Origin of the sequence: Clostridium sp. K13, from assembly GCF_019734195.1 — a bacterium.
Lineage (GTDB): Bacteria > Bacillota > Clostridia > Clostridiales > Clostridiaceae > Clostridium.
The window spans coordinates 12,772-32,761 of the sequence record NZ_JAASHM010000037.1 but is presented as its reverse complement, the minus strand read 5'-3'; the positions used below and the strand labels follow the sequence as shown (position 1 = coordinate 32,761).

Below are 19,990 nucleotides of genomic sequence, written 5' to 3'. Positions count from 1 at the left end.
TAGGATATAACTAATGATCATTTTTGTACATTTTTATTTTCCATTTTCTGTTCATTGTTATATTATCATTTACAAAAACCTCAAATTAGGTACATTCGGTGAAAAGTTAAGGTATCTTCGAATAGAAAGGAATCTAAATCAACGTGAATTTGCTAAACTCTTAAATTATAGCTTTACTAGTATATGTAATTGGGAACAAGGAAATAGATTCCCTAAAATAGAAACTATAAAAGAAATAGCAGAAATTCTTAATGTTGATTATATATTTTTAAAAGACCATTAATGTATCAGAAAAGACAGTATCTAACTGCTTATCTAATAATCAACATATATAAAGAGAATCATACTATAAATTAAAAGAACTAGGTGTATTATCCTAGTTCTTTTCTTGAAATTTAGCTACTACTCTTTTATTTTTATAAGACAGTCTTTTCTATAAAAAGCCATTCCATACTTTATAATATCTTCATAACCGCTTTCATTAAGCTCATATGCATATTTCTTATCTTCAATTTGCTGCAGAGCATCTTGTGGCTTTGTAAATAGTTCTTTTGGTTTATCACAAACCTTCATTTCAATTATTACTGCTTTATCAAAAATTGATAGTGGTTTTATATAAATATCACATCTTCCATCACCAGTTTCTCTGTTTGATTTTACAATGTAACCATCCATATGTGATAATAATCCTATCATAAATCCATGATAAAAGTTTTCATATGCATCATTAAAACTTATTGTCTTCTTCAATAATCTATTTACTTCTTTTTGAAATACATCAACTTCTCCGTTTATAATTGAGGTATAAAGAATAGATAAATCTTCACTCTTTATCTTTTCATTAAACCACTTAAGTATCTTTGTTCTAAAGATATACTTAACTTCTAGGTTTGGTATTGCTAGCTCTACAAAATTTTCTTGAGTATTTTCATCCATTCTTTCACTTATCTTTTTGAAATACCCTGTAAAGAACATAAAGTTCCATAAGTTATCTAAATTATCATAAACATCTTCGTAGGTTATATCTTCATGTACTGGTTTTTCTATAGTTTTACCTTCTATTAAAGCCTCTATTTCACCTTTTGTTATATCATCTGCTCTTTCTATAAGACTTTTTACTATACTATTTGAGCTTGTATTTGCCCAATATGATTTAGGTAACTTATTGATATTAGCCTTTAAGTCATCAACATATTGCATTACACTCCATGGATTATATACATTTGTTTCTCCAAATATATATCCATTGAACCACTGCTTTATAGTTTCATACTTATGTTGCATATTATAATCATCACAAATTTTTACAACCTCTTCATCTGTAAATCCAAAATGCTCTGCATATCTATCATCTAAAATTGATATAATTTTCAAGTTATTTAATCCAGTAAAAATACTTTCTTTTGAAATACGTAAGCAACCTGTAATTACTGAAAACTCTAATGATGGATTTGTTTTTAATGCTGATTCAAATAGTGATCTTATAAAGCTTATCATTTCATTATAAAATCCCTCAAAAAATGCATTTTCTAAAGGTACATCATATTCATCTATTAAAATTATTACTTTTTCATTGTGATATTTATTTAAGCAATTACTTAGGAATTTTAGTGCTGTAATATATAATGACATATCCTTATCATTATTTACAATTTTCATAAAATGTTCTTTTTCAGCTTTTAATACATCACTTTCTATTATATATTTATGTCTTTTAAATTCATTTGAAATTTCTTCTCTGATGCATTGAAATGCTAAATCCAAACTTCTTTGCTTTGCTGATTTAAGTGAAAGATTAATTACAGGATATTTACCCATATCCTTAGTATATTTTTCACCTTCTGCCTTTATATTTAATCCTTCAAAAAGATAAGAGTTATCTATTTTCTCTCCAGTAAATTCATCTCTTCTATCTTCAAAATAATATTGAAGCATGCTGATATTTAATGTCTTACCAAACCTCCTTGGTCTAGTAAATAAATTTACATCTGCTTTATTATCTAATAAATCTTTTATAAGAAGTGTTTTATCTACAAAGTAATATCCTCTTGTTATTAGCTTTTCAAAATTATCTATTCCTATTGGAAGTGGTTTTTGCTCCATTTTGCCTTACCTCCACTTTCTTTCTTACCTTTTATTATATCCTAACTTTTATGTTGATTAAACAATAAGTTGAAATTATTTAGTGCTATTAACTTATCTACGTAGTATTGAACTTTTTACTAAAATATATTGACAAACTATTAAAGTTCTTCTCTAACTAATCTAACTTTATCCTTACTCACTTCCCCCTATACATTGATTAGAAAATGCTTCAATAAATTCTAGCTTATCAATAATATTTAATTTTTTATCATTAAATAAATACTCCATTTCAAATACATTGTCCCAACCAAATCCTCCATTTGTATTCTTTATACCTACAGCATACTGATACTCTTCACTACAATATATATAACCTTCTTTTTTATATTTCAGATTAACTTTTAAAAATATTTCTAAAGCGGGTTTTATTACTTCTTGTAATGGTTTATTGTGCCAACCACCTATTCTTACTTCTTTGTAATGGTCCAAATTTACAATATTAATATCCTTTAAAATTTCTTCAACATTATATTCTCCATCAATTATTTTTCTATATAATACAGTTTTTTTAATCTTCATTGCTATTAAAATTGCATATAAATAACTTATAGTAGCTATGTATACAGAATTATATTTACTATCTTTATTAAACTCCGTAACTAATGGTAATAGTAGTTTAATATAGTAATGTGCTTTATCAATGTCTCTTAATGAGAATTGTTCATTAATAAATACCTCTTTTAGTAGCATTTTAAATAATTCTACGTTGTAGTAACCTTTTAATACAACTTCATTTCTATTATCCATATACATATGCACATCAAGTTTTGGTAATCTATAATCTAAGTCAAAAAATCTTCTTAAATACCCTATTGTATCCATATTCTGACCATATATTGTTGATACTGAATGTGATAATTGCTCCTTATCTATTGAAATAATAAATATACAGTTATCTATATTAAATAAATGCTTTATAACTTCTAATAGTTCTATAGCAAATGTTGGTCTACATCTATCTAATTCATCTATAAAGAATATTATTTTTTTACCATTTTCTTTTTGATACTCACTCATTACTTCCTTGAATTTAGTTCTTATACTTTTACTTGCTACTATCTCCTTTATAGAGAATTCACCTAATTTACTTGCTAAATCCATTATTGTATCTTCTGTATAGTCCCCTAAATTAACCTTGTCTAAATCCAACACTCCTGCAGTTCCGACTTTAACGCCAACCTTTGTTACTAATTTGGCCATTGGTAGAATTACTTGTTTTACTTTATTAAAATTCTTCTTAAACTTACTATCCTCTCTTTTTATCTCTGCTTCTATTTCTGAAACTAAAGCAAGTAGAGGATCTGTTATATAATCATTCTCCCAAGCATTAAAATATAAAGTGTTAAATTTAGAGCTATATTTTTCATCATTATCTAATAAATCTTTCCACATAGTAACAAAGGTAGTTTTTCCTGTCCCCCATTCAGAATCCAATGAAATTACCATAGGTTCTTCTTGTACTTCTATTATTTTAGTCAAATTTTCTGCTATTACTTTTCTATTGTATATATCATCATCAAAAGATTTTAATTTATCTTCTCTCAATTTAAATTCTCCTTATACTATTTATTATTAAAAATAAATGGTACCCCAACTCAAATGCATTAACCTATACTTTTAGTGGCTTCGTCTTGATGTTCTTTTAACTTTCAGTAATAAATTAACATGCCAATTTACTATTTATAAACTGGTATGAGGTCTCTAGTTCTCAAATAGTGTATGAAATCTAGAGGCCTTTTTCATATAACACCAACTGTTTCTTTTATTTCATATTTTATATCCGCCATAATTTTATATCTCTATATCTCCAATTCCTTCTACTAAAAGCATTGCCTTTAATATTGAAATTAATAAATCATAAAAAATATCCTTACCCTTATTATCATCAAATAAATCCTTTAATGATATCTTTGATATAACTATCCACTCTTTACCTTCATATTTTAATATTTCACTATTAAACTCTTCTACAAATCTTTCTCTTCTCTTTTCCTTTTTAGCTCTATCCTTACCTAAACCTCTATATAATCTAACCAAGGCCCCTTTACCAGATAAATTAGTTATATTTTTTACAATATAAATATTTTCTTTATCTTTAATTGCTTGAGATAATTCTAATTGAAAACTATAGTCATGAAATTTAGATGAACCTACTGTAATGTGACTATTTTTCAATTCTGTTTTATATGCCCACTCTCCCAAATTTACAAACACTTCATACAATTTATTTTTATACTCTAGAACATCATACTTATTGGTTTTGTCCATTAAATAAAATTCATCCATATCATATTCATAACGTTCTGTCTTAAAGCTCTCTGTAATATTAAAAGCATTAATTTTATATTTACCATTTAATACTTCTATATTAATATCTTCTTTTAATCCAGTTTCATTTAATATCTGCTTAATTCTATTTGCTTCATTTTGTGTTATTAATTCATACATATCTCTCATCCCTTAATGTAAATCTAATATATTCTTCTATTTATTTTTTATTTATATAATATTTAATTTATTGACTCTAACTTATTTTTTCTCCACTCCCAATTAGGCATGTGTACACTCATATACTCCCAAAACTGCTTACCATGATTAGGATACTTTAAATGTGCCAATTCATGAAGTATTACATATTCAATGCAATAACGTGGCTTTTTAATTAACTCTAAATTTAGATTAATATTTTTTCTTTCAACATTACAGCTACCCCATCTTGTTTGCATTGTTATAACTCTAATACTATTAACCTCTTCTTTTACTATCTGTTCATATTCATGTACTAATTCTGCAAACTTCTTTTTTGCTTTCTCTTGATACCACTTTTTAAGTAGCTCTTGCTTTTTAGCAGTATTATTTTTATCCTTAACATGGATTTCAATATAGCCTCTATATAGCCTTACGTACTCTTCATTAGATTCAATTATCTTTAATCTATAGTTCTTACCAAGATACTTAAAGCTCTCTCCACTAACCATTTCTTTTTCTTTAGGCTTCTTATAATTCTCATTAAAATGTTTTAATTGTGACTCTATCCATTCTTCCTTATTAGCTATAACTCTTTCTATATAATCATCTGTAGCTGCTTCTGGTACTGTTAAATGAATACTTCCATCCCGTTTAACTTTTAATGTTACATTCTTTACTTTCTTTTTATGAATTTCAATTTTCTCTTTCATAGCTTTCTCCTAGATGATAACTTCATCTTTACTCACTAATTCTTATATTAAAAACATATAAGTTTTATCATAAGTTATCTATTTCCGTATTTTCTAATAGATATTGTTATTGTTTTTTCTAATATTTTATCTGTATCTAAAGATACACCATATTCATCTTCTATATCCCAAAGCTTCTCTTCTAAGTCTTGACTTATTTTATTATGAATATCAGTATTTGTAGTCCAATCTGGTTTTGCTGCATATCCTTTTATAATTTCATCAAATTCTAATGATGTATTTGCAACTATATATTCTGATTGCTCTTCTGCAACCTTAGCTACTATTGGTTCATATATATCTTCTTTGATGTTATCATAAATAACTTGGGCACTTCTATTATTAGCAATTGGTCCTGGATATGTTTCTTCCACTGATCCATTTCTTATATCATTCATTACTTCATTCATACTATTTAGATATTCTTCTTCTGAAATTCTCTTTTTTCTATACTCTTCAAGAACTCTATTTATTCTATCCTTTAAGTTTTCATAATATGCTGGGTTTTCATCATATTTCATAGTAATAACTTTATCTATTGCATTTCTTATTGTATCTGCCTTTGCTCTTTTTCCTTGAACTCTTTGAATCTCTTCATCAAAGTTTTTATCATCAAATATATTAACTAGCTTTGTAAGTCTATTAACTTCATTTGCACTTATATAAGTATCTAATAACTTTTGCATTTGCTCTTCATATTCACCAAAGTCAACCTCTTCATGGTATCTTAGTCTTACACTTTTTCTTAAATTACTAAAGAATTTTAATTCCTTCTTATAATTATCTAATTCTTGTTTAGATAGTAAATCTAATATACCTTGTGAAGCTAAACATATATTTAAGCTCTTAGCATAATTCTTAAGTCTTTCATAGAAATCTTGTCTTTTACTTTCATCTGCAAGATATATTTCGTATTCTTCTTTATCCTCTTTGTTTTTTATAGGATTAAAAATATCTTTTAAATATGAATAATTAGCTTTTAATTCATCTAAATGCTTCTTTATATCTATAACTGCGCCCTTTATATCATCTTCATCAAAGCCTTCTAATGAACTATATGAAGTTAATGCTTTATCTAAGTTACCTAAAAGACCTCTATAATCAATAATATATCCGTAGTCTTTACCTTCATATAATCTATTAACTCTTGCTATAGCTTGTAACAATTTATGTTCTTTCAACTCTTTATCAACATATAGACCAACAGCTACTGGTGCATCAAAACCTGTTAGTAATTTATCTACTACAATTAAAATTTCTACATCATCACCATCACAAAACTCTTCTTTAATTTTAGTTTCATAATCATCAAGATTACCGTATTCTCTAACTATTCTTTCTAGTTCCTTTTGAACTAATAGTTTATTTTCATCATGAATATCTTCATTACCTTCCCTGTTATCAGCAGATGATATAACAAATGCTGTTTTAACATCTCCATACATTTCAAATATTTGATGATATCTTATAGCCTCAAACTTTGAAGAGGTTGCAAGCATAGCTTTAAATCCTGTTCCCTGCCATGTATTTTTGTAATGCTCGTTTATATCTAAAGCTATCATTTCTAATCTTCTCTCTGATGATGCAACCTTTTGGAATCTTCCCCACTTTTGTTTTAAATCTTCTTTTTGTTCCTCATTAAGATTTCTAGAAATCATTTCAAACTTTCTTTCAAGACCAGCTTCATCACTAATCCATTGGTCAACTAATCTTCCTTCATATAATAACGGTAATACTGCCTTATCATCTACAGCTTGATTAATTGTATACCTATGAATTTCTTTACCAAATTGGGTAAATGAATTTTTTTCTTTCTTCATAAGTGGTGTTCCTGTAAATCCTATATAACAACCACTTGGGAAAACCTTTCTCATCTTTGCATGAAGTTGTCCATTTTGAGTTCTGTGAGATTCATCTACAAGAACAAATATATTAGGATCATCTATTTTTGAACCTACATTAAATACTTTATCAAACTTATTAATTATAGTAGTAATTATCTTGCTTTCCTTACTTAATAATTGACTATTTAAATGACTTCCACTTGCAGCTTGTATAATATCATTACTAAATCCACTTTGTATAAAGGTCTTTTTAATTTGTGAATCTAATTCTTTTCTATCAGTAACTATTATTATTTTTGCATTACTTATTCTTCTTCTTAATGCTCTAGCTAACATAACCATAGTTAATGACTTACCACTTCCCTGCGTATGCCAAATAAGACCACCATTTCTTTTACCTGTATTATCAAAAGTTTGAATTCTTTCTAATGTCTTTTTAATTCCAAAGTATTGTTGATACCTTGCTACCTTCTTAATATTATTATCAAATAAAGTATATTCTCTAATTATTTCAAGAACTCTATCTAAATTTAATAAAGATATAATTGTTCTATCAAGCTCAGTTGCTAATCTTCCTGTAACTAAAGATTCAACATCGAGCTTTTCTTCCTCTTTCCATACAGCCCAGAACTTAGCTGGTGTTCCTGTAGTGGCGTATCTAACTTCTCTGGTATTACCTGCTAATACTAATTGAACATATTTAAAAAGATGTGGAATATTCTCTTTCTTTTGATTTCCTATCATTTGAGAAATACCTTGCTTTAAAGATACTAAACTTGCCTTTAATTCAATTACGCAAAAAGGAATACCGTTAACAAATAAAACTATATCTGGTCTCTTAGTTTTTTCCTTAGTTGATTGATCTTGTTTTTCTACCACAAATTCTTGCGTAAAATGAAATACATTATTTTTTGGATTTTCCCAATCTATGTATTGCAGAGAAAAATTCTTCTTTGTCCCATCCTCTAAAAACTCTTCTAAGCTTTTCTTAAGAATAATTTCATCATAAATCTTTTCATTAACCTTAATTAAACCTTCTGTTAATGGCATATCTAATGCTTCAATAGCTTTATTAATATTACTAGAACTAAACTTTCTTACTGTACCTTTATACTCAAAGCTATTCATTTCCATTAACTTACTTCTTGTTATGTCTTTTAAAATAACCTCTTTAAGTCTTTCCCCTCTAGCAGCATTACATTCCTCTGGTGAAAGATATATATATCCCATATTCTTAAGTAATTCTATAACATTTTTTTGATCAAACTCTTCTAAAAATGGATTATCCATGTAATATCCCCCTAATTTATTTCACATTATAGTATAATTATACAAAATATTTTGCTACATATATACAGTAATACTTTAATATTAATTTTTCAAAGATATATGATAAAATATATTTAAAAACTATTACTTATGGGAGGTACTAAATGTCCACAATATCATTGTTACAAAATCAAATTACAAAACTAAAAAAAGATATAATTACTGAAAGAAAAAAACTATCAGATGAAAAAACAAAAGAAGCAAATGCATTAACTAAAAAATCTAAAGCTGAGATACAAATAAGTAAAACTTCATCTACATCAACAATATCAACCAAAATGAGAGAAATTCAGAGGGCTAATGATGATATTATTAAAAGCCAAAAAAATCAATCTGCAATTAACAAAAAAATTTCTACTAAAGAAGAAGAATTAATAAAAAAAGAAGCTCAATTAATAAAAGAACAAGAGCGTGAAGATAAGAAAAGAGAACAAGCTCAGAAAAAAAGAGAGCAAGAAATGGAGAAACGACATAATGATATTTTAAAAAGTATTCAGCAAGAAACAATTTCTTCGCTTTCAAATAATCCTGGTAACGCATCAGAAATAAACCAAGAATATGATGTTTTTATATCACATGCTTGGGAAGATAAAGAAGATTTTGTAAGACCTCTTGCAGAATCTTTAATCAATGAAGGTATTAAAGTATGGTATGACGAAACTTCAATTAAATGGGGAGCTAGTATACGACAAAGCATTGATAATGGACTAGCTCATTCACGTTTTGGAATAGTTGTCATTTCAAGTATATTCCTTGAAAAATATTGGACTAATTATGAAGTAGATGGGCTATTTCAAAAAGAATCTAATAATGGTACTTCAGTCTTATTGCCTATATGGCATAAAGTAACTAAAAATGAAGTTATGAATAAGAGTGCAACTTTAGCTGGTAGAAATGCCTTAAATACTGCCATGCTTTCTATTGATGAAATAGTTGAAGAAGTTAAGCAAATTCTTAATACATAAAACAATACGGAACAGAAATATTTAAATCTGTTCCGTATTTTTCAACTATATTTTAACCCTAATTTCACCAGTTAGCAATCTTTGCATTAAACCTTTCTTTTGTAGCTTTAATGCTTCTAACTCTTTTTCTAATAATTCTATTTCCTTATCCGCTACCATTAGAATTTCAGCTATTTTAATTTGTTCTTCTAACGATGGAACTGGTAAAAACATCTCTCCAAAATCAGCATAACTAATTTGTTTTCCATCTCTAATTCCAACAATAGCACCATTTAATCTACTTATAAACTCTTCCTTTTTAAAATAGTATTTAAAATAATCATGACAAATTTCAATTTTATTCTCTAAAACTGTATATGCTGGACTTATGATACCTCTATGTTTTGAAATTTCTAATCCACCTTGAAATGAACGTAAGCTTATAATAAAGTTATTTGGTACAACTAATTTATATCCACTAGTACTACCTTCTGGCATAACTACATTCCCTTCTAATTGACTTCTGGGAATAGTTCCCTTATCTTGAGTAACTGAAAGCAGTTCTTCATTTTCATTATTTTTTATTGAAACACTTTTAAATACTTCTTTTGCCTTAACTATACTCCAACTTTCAGGAACTTCACCTAATTTAGATTTAACTAACTTCTCTTTCTTTGTTCCTTTAGAATATAGATTTTGCATTAATCCTTTTTTGAACTCTTTTTTCTTTTCAATAAGTTGCTCTTGTTTTTCTATAGCTGAATCCCAAGTTGAAAGAATTTCTACTATTTTTTGTTGAGTCTTATAATCTGGAAATTCTACTAATAATCTTTTTTGTTCTGTAATTCCTACATAAGCTCTCGTTGATTGTGCCCCTAAACTCTTTAATCTTAATTGAAAATCTTCAGATTGAAAATAATATTTTAAGTATTCTATATCTAAAACATTTTTTTCTTTATTAAACCTATAATAAGTAACTTGTGGAGTTAATACTATATAATTACAATCTATTTTTGGAACAATAGCAGTTTCTCCAACAGTACCTTTATGTGTTAATAGTAAATCTCCTTCTTTTGCAAATCCTTTTTTTAATCTTTTACTAACCTCTTCACTTATATATTTACAGTTAATTATGTCCAATTTACCATTATTAATATCACTAGCCATTACAAAGGGAATACCATTTTCTACATAATCACTTGCTTTTGGATGTATAGCACCATGATTTCCATCTAATACTTCTTCTATAACTCCATTTTTTATTAATTCATTTATTGTAGTCGTGTTCCACATTTTAATCTGTGAGTTATCATGAATCCCTCCCGTAAATTTATTAGATATATTTGACTTTTCCATAATAATTCATCCTCTATATAAAATTTAATACTCTAAAATCCTAATTCTTCTAAATATTTATTCATAACTTCTTTAACCTGAACTATTTCTTTTTCAAGTGTATAAATTTCTTCTTTAATTGATTGGATATCTATTTTTTCTTCTACTTCAAAAGTATCAATATACCTAGGAATATTTAAATTGAAGTCATTCTCTTTTATTTCATCAAAAGTAGTTATATGACAATATTTATCTACTTCTTCTCTATTCTTATAAACCTCTACTATTTTTTCTATGTCTTCATTTCTTAATACATTTTGATTTTTACCTTTATCAAACTCATTACTTGCATCAATAAATACTACATTTTTATCAACTTTGTTTTTCTTAAAAATTAATATACAAGCTGGTATTCCTGTACCAAAGAATAGGTTTTCTGGTAAACCTACTACTGCATCTAGCCAGTTATTTTCTATTATTTGTTTTCTTATTTTACCTTCACTAGCAGCTCTAAATAAAACTCCATGAGGAAGTATTATACCTGCTGTTCCATTTTCATTTAATGATGCTAAAATATGAGAAATAAATGCAAAATCGCCTTTTGACTTTGGGGGTAATCCCATACTAAATCTTCCATAAGTATCATCTTTTAATTCTTCTGCTCCCCATTTATCAAGTGAGAATGGCGGGTTAGAAACTATTTTATCAAACTTCATTAATCTTTCATTTTCTAAATGAAGTGGATTTCTTAATGTATCTCCCCATTCTATAACTGCATCATTTATTTCATGTAAGAACATATTCATCTTAGCTAAGGCTTGTGTTTGACCATTTCTTTCTTGACCATATAATCTAAAGTTTTGTGTTCCCACTTCTTTAGCTGCTTTAATAAGTAATGATCCTGAACCGCATGTTGGGTCATATATTCTATCACCATCTTTAGCTCCAACAAGCTTTGCAAGTAAAGTTGAAACTTCGCTAGGAGTATAGAATTCTCCCCCTTTCTTACCTGCATCTGATGCAAAGTTAGCTATTAGGAATTCGTATGCGTCTCCAATAACATCACTACCATCTAACATACTAGGTCTTAAGTCAAGTGAAGCATCTGCAAAGTCCTCTATTAAATGCTTTAATGCAGCATTTCTTTCTTTAGTTCTACCAAGCTCTGCTTCTGAGTTAAAATCAATATTTCTAAAGATTCCTTCAAGTTTTTCCTTGTTGTCATCTTCTATTCTCATTAATATTTTATTTATTATTTCACCAATATCTTCAGCATTTCTATTTTCGTATATAACATCAAATGTACATGTAGGATCTAATTGGAACTTTTCTCTCTTTAAACTCTTTTGAATTCTATCTTCATTATCTCCAAACTTAGCCTTTAATTCTTCTAACTTTTCTTTGTAAAAGTCAGATACATACTTTACAAATAACATTGTTAATATATAATCTTTGTACTTAGAACTATCCATAGTACCTCTAAAGGTATCGCAGGCTTTCCAAACTATCTTTATAACATCTTGTGATGTTGTTTTATTCATCATAATATTGCCTCTTTTCATTTTATTTCTATTATTTATTATGTAAATCATAAATAAAGATAAAGAATTAGAAATAATATCTTCATTTATGATGTATCTATTAATAATTATAACATTACTTAACAGTAATTCGAATACTTAATATACTATATTTTAAATATAGTTTTATAGCTATTTTTAAATATATAGAAGGTTGGTATAACAGAAAAAGGCTACACTCTTCTATTAATTACATGACTCCAGATCAATTTGAATTATTAGCTAGAAGTGTAGCATAAAAAAGTTTGACTTTTTATGTCCAAAATATTGAAATAAGACCAAACCTTATTAAACTAAAAATGATAGCACATCTTTATTTTTAAAAATTTTATTCTATAAAGCTTGATTAAACGAAAAACAGTGACAAACTTATATTTTTACATAAGCTTGTCACTGAGAAATTATTGCTTATTTAAATATTAACAAGCGACATTTTATCCTTATTTGCTAACAATTAACTTCAAACAAAACTTTCCTCATATTGCTCTTGAATTAAATTAGTATATCTTGTTTACTTTATATCACAACTGTATATTTTTAACTGATTGATAAAGGCTACCTCACTAGTCTTTATCTTATGCTTAAATTCATCGTAGTCTTTTGCATCAGTTGGTATTTTCAATCCACATTTAATTATTTGAATGTCAGTTCTTGGTTCTACATTATCTTCATATGTCAATCCACGATTCATTTTTAATAATTGATTTTCTACTTTACCACTTTCGGGATACAAGTATAAACCTTTCTTAGCGTCAAACCTAAACATGTAGGCTAATACTTGAAGATAATCCTTATTTCCAATGTTACCCAGTGGCTTATACTTAGCATCAGCAATTATCCGATTGGTAGTATTTCTACTAATAAAGTCAGGATAAATAAGTCCAATATTACCATCAAATAATCTCTGTGCTCCTTTTCTACCTTTGTTCATTGGATGATAAAAGTTATTCCCAATCAATGTATTAATATATTCTTCCCATAGCCATGAACCATCAAAGAGAATACCATGAATTTTAGTCATCCCTGAACCAATTTGATGCTTCTCTTGTTGTAAAATCATTATACATAAACGTTGTAAATTCCTATACTCATGATAATACGCATGACTAATAGGTTTCTTCTTGTTTTTAATTATGATTTTCCTTCTATCATAATACTCATAATTATTTGTTGCTTGAATTACCACTGAAACTTCATCTTTAGCTTTTCGTAACACATTATTTCCATATGGCCTCTTCTTAATGAACTCAATAGTATGTCTGATTAATTCCATTATAGAGTTATCGTAAGAAAATTCTCGTTGGTTATATGCAATTTTGCCAGTAAAGGGGGTATTATCTCTAATATGACGAGCAATATCAACTGTTCCTTTAATGTTCCCATCATTATATTGACTCCGTATATATGTTTTAAATAAGCCTTTCCTCATCGCTATTTTTAAGTAATATGGAAATAGAAATAACAACAAATTAAACAATCGGTTATCTTGGTTAGCATCCGTATTTAAATCTAAAACATTAGGTATCTCCAATACATTTTCAATTAGATATTGAAAGAAATAATCGTTTTCCACAGTTGAAAAGCGTGATTTAATTATAAGACGTTCCTTGCCATATCCTAAAAACCCCATAACATTACTTGAACGATAACAATCATTAACACTTTGTAAAATTATCTGTTCTTTAGTGATATCCTCAGCATCTTTTAAAAGTTCAGGAAAAACAAATACTCCTTCTTTTTCAAGCTGGCCAAGTGTCTTATCTAAAACTTTTTTTGTTATGAGCCTTACTTCATCAAAATCATATTTACTAATAGTTGTATTGTCTTTAATCTTGAATTCCGTCATTGCCATCACCTACTCTAGGTAGTACATTTTCATAAGCCTTTTCAAATTTTTTCATAATGATATCTTCGTCATACATACCTCTCACATAATCTTGAAGTAAAGGTTGAAGGTAATCAGTCCACAGCTGGTCAAAACTTAAAGTTTTTAATTTTAAGAAATATGCTCCTCCAATATGGTAGTTTTCATTGAGATCTTCAACTTTTGATATTTCACTATTTAGAGCAGTCATACGACGAATTGCTTCTTCTTTTTTTTCCCCTAAAGCATCTAACATTTCCAAACGTTCGTCAGCTTTAATTTCAATAAATCTAAAACGACGACGCATAGCAAAGTCAAAACTATCAACAGATCGGTCAATATCATTCATTGTGCCGATGATATAAACATTATCTGGAATAAAGAATTTTTCATCAGGATCTTCATGTAAGTTTGCATATTGAGTGGATACTTCACCAGCTAGTCCACGATATCCAGGATCTATAGAGAAAAATAACTCACCAAATATTTTAGAAATTTCACCACGATTAATTTCATCAATTATAAAAATGTACTTTTTTAATTGTTCTTGCTTAGTTACTGTCTTTGATATTGTTGTTTTCTTTGCTTTGATTGCATTAAAAATGGCTAAATTATACGAGTATCCTTGAGTAGCATTATTCTTTCCAAAGAATTTGGTAACATCTTTTACTTGTGTAAATTCTTGTCCTGACTCTAACATTTCTCTTAATTCTTTAATATTTAAACTCAGCTTATTTGATACATTATTTTCAGGAATTGAAATGTTGATGTGTTTATCATCAACACTAGTAATATAAAATTTAGTGCCACGGGCAATTTTTAGTTCATCCACTCCAAATTCAAGTTCTGAAAAATAATCTGTCATTATTGCTTGAACTGATGCTTCTTTCTCAATAACTTCTTCAGATTTTTGAGAATCATAAAAGTTTTTCTTTGCCCTTGCTACAAATTTTTTAAATATGCCATCTCGAAGTTCGAACCCCATAGAGCCATCATCATTTGCTTTAGGCCTTAAACCTTCTACAAAATCAGAGTAATCGTAACTCGGATGGAACTGAACAAATTCAATTTGCTTCTTTTGTTCATCGGTAAGTAACGTATAATTATCAAAGTAGCCATTACTAATGATATCAGCAGCAATCTCTTTTGCTAAATATGATTTACCCGTCCCTGGTGCTCCACGTAAAATAATATTCTTAGATTCTATTAATTGATTAGAATATGGATTCATATAACCATTAGACTCTATTACATCATCTTTATCTGTCAATTTTTCATTTACAAGTTGATCAACTTCTTTTTTGTCTTTTTCACGATACGTAAGAACAAATTGATCGCCTTCTTTCCCAAAACGCTTTAAGCATTCTTTAACAAATATAATAGTTGAAAAGATATTCCAACAATAACTAACAAGTAGTTTTTCATCCCCATACTTATATCTGAAATATTCAATTGAATTTCTATATTTCTTGAATTCTTCAACGCTAGAAAAAATCCCTCGAATTAATTCCGACTCTGGAGTATATTGACAAATAGGAAAGTTTACTTTTTCCTCTTCAGATAAAGCTACTAGAGACTCTTCAAAAATCTGACAAGCCAATCGTGGCATTGTTTGATTAGAGCTCTTTTTTTCACCTTTAGTGTACTTTCGCCTAATTATCTCACCTGAAGAATTCTTAAAATATGTATCTAGTGGTTTATAGTTATCTCCAAGTCCAAGATTGTCCATTGTAAAACGTTCATCACTTGATATAACTTCATTAGCAGTAATTATTAATGTAAACTTTTCTTGTCTTGTTTCTATCACAAAATCCAATCCCATTAATATATTCCTAGCTTCTATATCATTAAATTCTTCATTTGAAATATCTACGTTATTAACCAGATGATTTGCCACAGAAATTACATATTTAGCTGGGTACTTTTTGCCTGAATCAAAAGCAAATTCATATTTTGCACTTTTATTTTTATTTGGAATACCATTCTTATCAATATATTTAACTGCATCAAGTATATTCTGTTTCGTAAAATTATTTGAATTAGCCATGTTTATACCGCCCTTAATTTGTTTTATCTAAAAATTAGTAAATATATTATATCACATATTAAGGTTACTTAAATAATTTAATAACACTATTTTTCTTTTATTCTCTTAAATAACAAAAGGCTTATGTACCTTAATACATAAACCTTTTCTCCACTTTAGTTTTACTTTACCCTTAATTTCTGTCCAACATTAATTAAATTTCTATTTGCTATATTATTTAATGCAACTAACTTATCTACAGTAGTGTTGAATCTTCTACTTATTGCCCATAATGTATCGCCATATTTGACAATATAATACTCTTCATCATCTGTAATAGGTTTTTGATTTTCTGATAAAGCAAGAGCTGTACATATTCCTTTGTATATTGCAGCTGCGGCCTTTTCTGGATTATAGTTTGCCATATCCAAGCTACTGTCAACAAAGGCACATTCAACAATTAATGCAGGCATTGAAGTATTATTAATAACATATAAGTCCCTTCTATCCTTTACTCCTCTGTTTTTAAGTCCAATTGAAGCTAATTCATTTAATATAGCTTCTCCTACCTTTGTTGATAATCCATCTTGGTAGTTATCTTTAATACATAAAACCTCTGCTCCATATCCACCAGGGCATGCATTATGATGTATTGATACAAACAATGTTGCACCGCAGTTATTTGCTGTAATTACTCTTTGGTACAATGAATCATTAAGGCTTTTAGCAGTATTAGGTGTACAATTCACAACCTTAATCCCTCTTCCCCTAAGCTTACTTATTAATGCGCTTCCAACCAACCTATTTAGATCATCTTCCCTACGTATTCCCACTGCTCCTGTGTCATAAGGAACATTATGTCCAATGTCTATTGCTAATATAATTTCTTTCATAAAATTTCACCTCCAATTAAAATATATGGCTTAAAACCATATATACTAAGAAAGGGGGTAATTTTTTATGAATTTTAATTATATAGAATCTTTAGTTGCTAAAGCTAAAAAAGGAGATGTATCATCTAAGGAAATTATTTTCAAAGAATTTAGACCTATGATATTAAATATCTCAAAAAGAACCTTTGTCCATGGATATGACTTTTCTGATATAGAACATGAATGTTATGCTACATTACTAAAATGCATCAAAACTTATGACTTAGATAAAAAGAGATTTGTTGCTTATGCTACCATGGCAATTAAAAACAACATTAATTATCTAATAAAAAAGACTTGTAATAGAAGCTCATGTGAAGGCTCTGAGGCATTAATATTAAATGGAACCTTGGAGCATGTCCTACCATCAAATAATGAACCAGTAGATGTACAAGTTACTGACAGTATACTAGCAAAAAACCTTTATAAATATATAGACAAATTACCACAGCAGCATAAGGATATACTTAATTTTACACTTATAAATAATGGATCTCTTAAGGAATACTCAAAAAATAATAACATTAATTATCCTACAACGGTAAACATTAAAAATAGAGCAATAAATCAATTAAGAAAAGAAATCCTAACATGAAAAAAGTTATAGTAGAACCCACCTACTATAACTTTTCTCTTTATATATTAAGTTAATTAATATAGCTTTTTATAGGTCACAAAATAATTTTAATGCTGCAATATTATGATCTGATATATTTTCCTAATGATCTACTAGCATAGCTCTTAATTCATCAGTACAAACCCACTTAAAATCATATTTATTGCTATCATTTTTAACATTTGCACTATCTACTTCACATAAAATAGTACTAGAAATAATTAAATTATTATCATTAAAGCTTTGGCTAACACAAAACGGCTTAAATACTGTCAATACTTCCTCTTCATAGCTTAATTCATTACATTTATCTTCACCGAATATCTTTGTTACTTCAAACCCATTAGCCTTTAATTTACGTCTTAAGTATCCATATACACTTTCACTTTCTCTAATAACTCCACCAGGTAATTCAAATATACTCTCATTAGCATGCTGCTTTTTATTTTCTTGCAGCAATATGTACTCTTTATCCTCTGCACACATTAAAGCTATAGCATTTACAACAACTTTAACACACTTTTCTCTCTTTGTAAGAGCAATACTTCTAGGCATATCTGCTCCACTTGTAATATGACCTTCATCCTTTAATTTTTTAATATGCCCATGTACTGATGCTGTTGATTTAATATTAGCTATCCTACATATTTCCCTAATTGTTGGTGAATACCCATTTTCCTTAATAAAAGTTTTTATAATTTCTAAAATCTCCTTTTGCTTTTCACTCACACTATATGCCCCCTTTTTTATCCCATAATATAATTATACAGAACATATATTCGGTTGTAAATTAAAAAGAAACTAAAAATAGCAATATTTTACCATTATACCTGTAATAATAGATAATGATTAACTTCAATATTGCAAGATCGTTTCATCCATATATTCATTACAACTAATTACCTTTATTCATGATTTCGCTCAAAGGAAACCTTAATAATTAATTCACTTATCTTTAATCCTTAACCTCTTTTTCTTCTCTTAAATTTCTTTAACTATATAACTAATATTCTTCTATAAATAGATAAACGAATTAATTCTTAATCTTGAATTTAAAAGGGAATTCCATTCCCTTAAACCTATGGGCTCAAATCATGTTAATTCTATCTAGTCGCAAATAAGAGCCTTCAATTTATCATGACACTATTACAATTCATATACTTAATTTATGTTCTTTAAATATTACGTAAACTATGCTCCTATTTGCTTTTCTAAAAAGGAAATAATTATTCCGTAAACGAAAAATAATGTACAAGCCATTGAGGCTAGTACATTATTTTTCACTTACTCCATAATTAAGAAATTGCAGTCCATCTTTTTCAAAGTTGGACAGAGTGGAAACTTTACTTAGTAAAGTAATAAATAAAAATATATATTACTTATAATTAATTCTGCTATTTTAATTGTTATAATTCTTCATGGGTTTAATATAGTAAATACATTTCTTTATTGCACAGTATATCTACTACCAATATTACCTTATTTACTATAACTGCTATATCCATATTAGATAATATTATTTTATTTTTTTTTGGGCCCTTAATCCAACACCTAAAAGAAGTGCATGTTATTACCTAGTATTTCTAAGGCCAAAAAGGTTTCTTAAAATGAACCGAACCCTTTTTAACCTAAGAAATTCTACAGATTAAACATTTCTCTTTCAGGTAACCGTTTGGGGCCAATGATCTTTTCAAGTAAAACTTTCATATCATGGCCTACTAACTAATTCTTTTCTTTTAAGGCTTTTTGCTCATAGTCTATTTTATTATCTTTTAACTATTTTTAATCTATAACTTGCAACGCACCTTGTCCTTGCTGCAAAAAGTGGACAGGCAGCCTTGCTCCTCCACTTTTTGCAGCAGGGACACTTTTGGTAATATTTACTTAGTTGCTAATTAAAGGACAGGAAGCCTTTCTAGTCCTCATTAGCACCAGTAAATATCACCAAAAGACGGTGCTAGGGGGGGACAGGCAATCAGCATTAACAAAAATGTACAGGTAGCCCTACTAGTACATTTTTGTCAATTGCTAGAAAGCTAGTCCCCCCCTTGCAATTGCTTTTCACGTTGCAGTCCCACTACTCATGGGACAGAGCGGAAAATTTTTTTCAAAAATTAAAATATGATTTATTATGGATTCGTTTGAAATATTAATATA

At 28.0% G+C, this 19,990-nt stretch carries 15 protein-coding genes; 4 read left to right on the top strand and 11 right to left on the bottom strand.

The window, feature by feature from the left end:
* The first annotated feature begins 13 nt into the window (after positions 1-13).
* The gene (locus HCG76_RS19580; protein ID WP_221701220.1) at positions 14-283 is read left to right on the top strand and encodes a helix-turn-helix domain-containing protein; all 270 of its coding nucleotides are present in this window, start codon (positions 14-16) and stop codon (positions 281-283) included.
* 119 nt (positions 284-402) lie between these two features.
* Here HCG76_RS19580 and HCG76_RS15715 read toward each other — a convergent pair whose 3' ends face one another.
* The 5 genes from HCG76_RS15715 to HCG76_RS15695 all read right to left on the bottom strand — a co-directional run bounded on the left by HCG76_RS15715 (position 403) and on the right by HCG76_RS15695 (position 8,497).
* Positions 403-2,103, bottom strand: a complete 1,701-nt coding sequence (locus HCG76_RS15715; RefSeq protein WP_221701221.1) for an AAA family ATPase — start codon at positions 2,101-2,103, stop codon at positions 403-405.
* 174 nt (positions 2,104-2,277) lie between these two features.
* Positions 2,278-3,690 (bottom strand): KAP family P-loop NTPase fold protein, encoded by a 1,413-nt coding sequence (locus tag HCG76_RS15710; RefSeq protein WP_221701222.1) that lies wholly within the window; start codon positions 3,688-3,690, stop codon positions 2,278-2,280.
* A gap of 246 nt (positions 3,691-3,936) precedes the next feature.
* Positions 3,937-4,593: a hypothetical protein gene (locus tag HCG76_RS15705; RefSeq protein ID WP_221701223.1), complete on the bottom strand. Its 657-nt coding sequence runs from the start codon at positions 4,591-4,593 to the stop codon at positions 3,937-3,939.
* Between the two features lie 62 nt (positions 4,594-4,655).
* Positions 4,656-5,324, bottom strand: a complete 669-nt coding sequence (locus HCG76_RS15700; protein WP_195963749.1) for a M48 family metallopeptidase — start codon at positions 5,322-5,324, stop codon at positions 4,656-4,658.
* Positions 5,325-5,398: 74 nt separating this feature from the next.
* Positions 5,399-8,497 carry a type I restriction endonuclease subunit R gene (locus tag HCG76_RS15695; RefSeq protein WP_195963750.1) on the bottom strand — a complete coding sequence of 1,033 codons (3,099 nt, stop codon included), beginning with the start codon at positions 8,495-8,497 and terminating at the stop codon, positions 5,399-5,401.
* A gap of 143 nt (positions 8,498-8,640) precedes the next feature.
* Between HCG76_RS15695 and HCG76_RS15690 the strand changes: the two genes are divergently transcribed.
* Positions 8,641-9,501, top strand: coding sequence for a toll/interleukin-1 receptor domain-containing protein (locus tag HCG76_RS15690; protein ID WP_195963751.1), 861 nt, complete (start codon positions 8,641-8,643; stop codon positions 9,499-9,501).
* A 45-nt stretch (positions 9,502-9,546) separates the two neighbouring features.
* On the opposite strand, the gene HCG76_RS15685 is transcribed toward HCG76_RS15690, so the two are convergent.
* Both HCG76_RS15685 and HCG76_RS15680 read right to left on the bottom strand, forming a co-directional pair.
* The gene (locus HCG76_RS15685) at positions 9,547-10,836 is read right to left on the bottom strand and encodes a restriction endonuclease subunit S (protein WP_195963752.1); all 1,290 of its coding nucleotides are present in this window, start codon (positions 10,834-10,836) and stop codon (positions 9,547-9,549) included.
* A 32-nt stretch (positions 10,837-10,868) separates the two neighbouring features.
* Complete coding sequence (locus HCG76_RS15680) at positions 10,869-12,359, bottom strand: type I restriction-modification system subunit M (RefSeq protein WP_195963753.1); 1,491 nt, start codon at positions 12,357-12,359, stop codon at positions 10,869-10,871.
* Between the two features lie 125 nt (positions 12,360-12,484).
* On the opposite strand from HCG76_RS15680, the gene HCG76_RS15675 reads away from it, so the two are divergent.
* Positions 12,485-12,634, top strand: coding sequence for an IS3 family transposase (locus tag HCG76_RS15675; protein WP_311776404.1), 150 nt, complete (start codon positions 12,485-12,487; stop codon positions 12,632-12,634).
* A gap of 272 nt (positions 12,635-12,906) precedes the next feature.
* On the opposite strand, the gene HCG76_RS15670 is transcribed toward HCG76_RS15675, so the two are convergent.
* From HCG76_RS15670 to HCG76_RS15660, 3 genes are all read right to left on the bottom strand, one after another.
* On the bottom strand, positions 12,907-14,247 hold the full coding sequence (locus HCG76_RS15670; protein WP_260458166.1) for a 5-methylcytosine restriction system specificity protein McrC: 1,341 nt from the start codon (positions 14,245-14,247) through the stop codon (positions 12,907-12,909).
* On the bottom strand, positions 14,222-16,306 hold the full coding sequence (locus HCG76_RS15665) for an McrB family protein (RefSeq protein WP_195963755.1): 2,085 nt from the start codon (positions 16,304-16,306) through the stop codon (positions 14,222-14,224). Before HCG76_RS15665 ends, HCG76_RS15670 begins: the two co-directional genes overlap by 26 nt.
* A gap of 161 nt (positions 16,307-16,467) precedes the next feature.
* Positions 16,468-17,178 (bottom strand): N-acetylmuramoyl-L-alanine amidase, encoded by a 711-nt coding sequence (locus tag HCG76_RS15660; RefSeq protein WP_195963756.1) that lies wholly within the window; start codon positions 17,176-17,178, stop codon positions 16,468-16,470.
* 67 nt (positions 17,179-17,245) lie between these two features.
* Between HCG76_RS15660 and HCG76_RS15655 the strand changes: the two genes are divergently transcribed.
* Positions 17,246-17,812: a sigma-70 family RNA polymerase sigma factor gene (locus tag HCG76_RS15655; protein WP_195963757.1), complete on the top strand. Its 567-nt coding sequence runs from the start codon at positions 17,246-17,248 to the stop codon at positions 17,810-17,812.
* A gap of 123 nt (positions 17,813-17,935) precedes the next feature.
* On the opposite strand, the gene HCG76_RS15650 is transcribed toward HCG76_RS15655, so the two are convergent.
* Complete coding sequence (locus HCG76_RS15650) at positions 17,936-18,562, bottom strand: NUDIX domain-containing protein (RefSeq protein WP_195963758.1); 627 nt, start codon at positions 18,560-18,562, stop codon at positions 17,936-17,938.
* Between the last annotated feature and the right edge of the window lie 1,428 nt (positions 18,563-19,990).

Excerpts from the sequence above, each read along its gene's own strand:
- HCG76_RS15670 (WP_260458166.1), bottom strand. The coding sequence starts at position 14,247 with ATGGCAATGACGGAATTCAAGATTAAAGACAATACAACTATTAGTAAA.
- HCG76_RS15680 (WP_195963753.1), bottom strand. The coding sequence starts at position 12,359 with ATGATGAATAAAACAACATCACAAGATGTTATAAAGATAGTTTGGAAA.
- HCG76_RS15700 (WP_195963749.1), bottom strand. The coding sequence starts at position 5,324 with ATGAAAGAGAAAATTGAAATTCATAAAAAGAAAGTAAAGAATGTAACA.
- HCG76_RS15695 (WP_195963750.1), bottom strand. The coding sequence starts at position 8,497 with ATGGATAATCCATTTTTAGAAGAGTTTGATCAAAAAAATGTTATAGAA.
- HCG76_RS15655 (WP_195963757.1), top strand. The coding sequence starts at position 17,246 with ATGAATTTTAATTATATAGAATCTTTAGTTGCTAAAGCTAAAAAAGGA.
- HCG76_RS15665 (WP_195963755.1), bottom strand. The coding sequence starts at position 16,306 with ATGGCTAATTCAAATAATTTTACGAAACAGAATATACTTGATGCAGTT.
- HCG76_RS15705 (WP_221701223.1), bottom strand. The coding sequence starts at position 4,593 with ATGTATGAATTAATAACACAAAATGAAGCAAATAGAATTAAGCAGATA.
- HCG76_RS15690 (WP_195963751.1), top strand. The coding sequence starts at position 8,641 with ATGTCCACAATATCATTGTTACAAAATCAAATTACAAAACTAAAAAAA.
- HCG76_RS19580 (WP_221701220.1), top strand. The coding sequence starts at position 14 with ATGATCATTTTTGTACATTTTTATTTTCCATTTTCTGTTCATTGTTAT.
- HCG76_RS15715 (WP_221701221.1), bottom strand. The coding sequence starts at position 2,103 with ATGGAGCAAAAACCACTTCCAATAGGAATAGATAATTTTGAAAAGCTA.
- HCG76_RS15685 (WP_195963752.1), bottom strand. The coding sequence starts at position 10,836 with ATGGAAAAGTCAAATATATCTAATAAATTTACGGGAGGGATTCATGAT.
- HCG76_RS15660 (WP_195963756.1), bottom strand. The coding sequence starts at position 17,178 with ATGAAAGAAATTATATTAGCAATAGACATTGGACATAATGTTCCTTAT.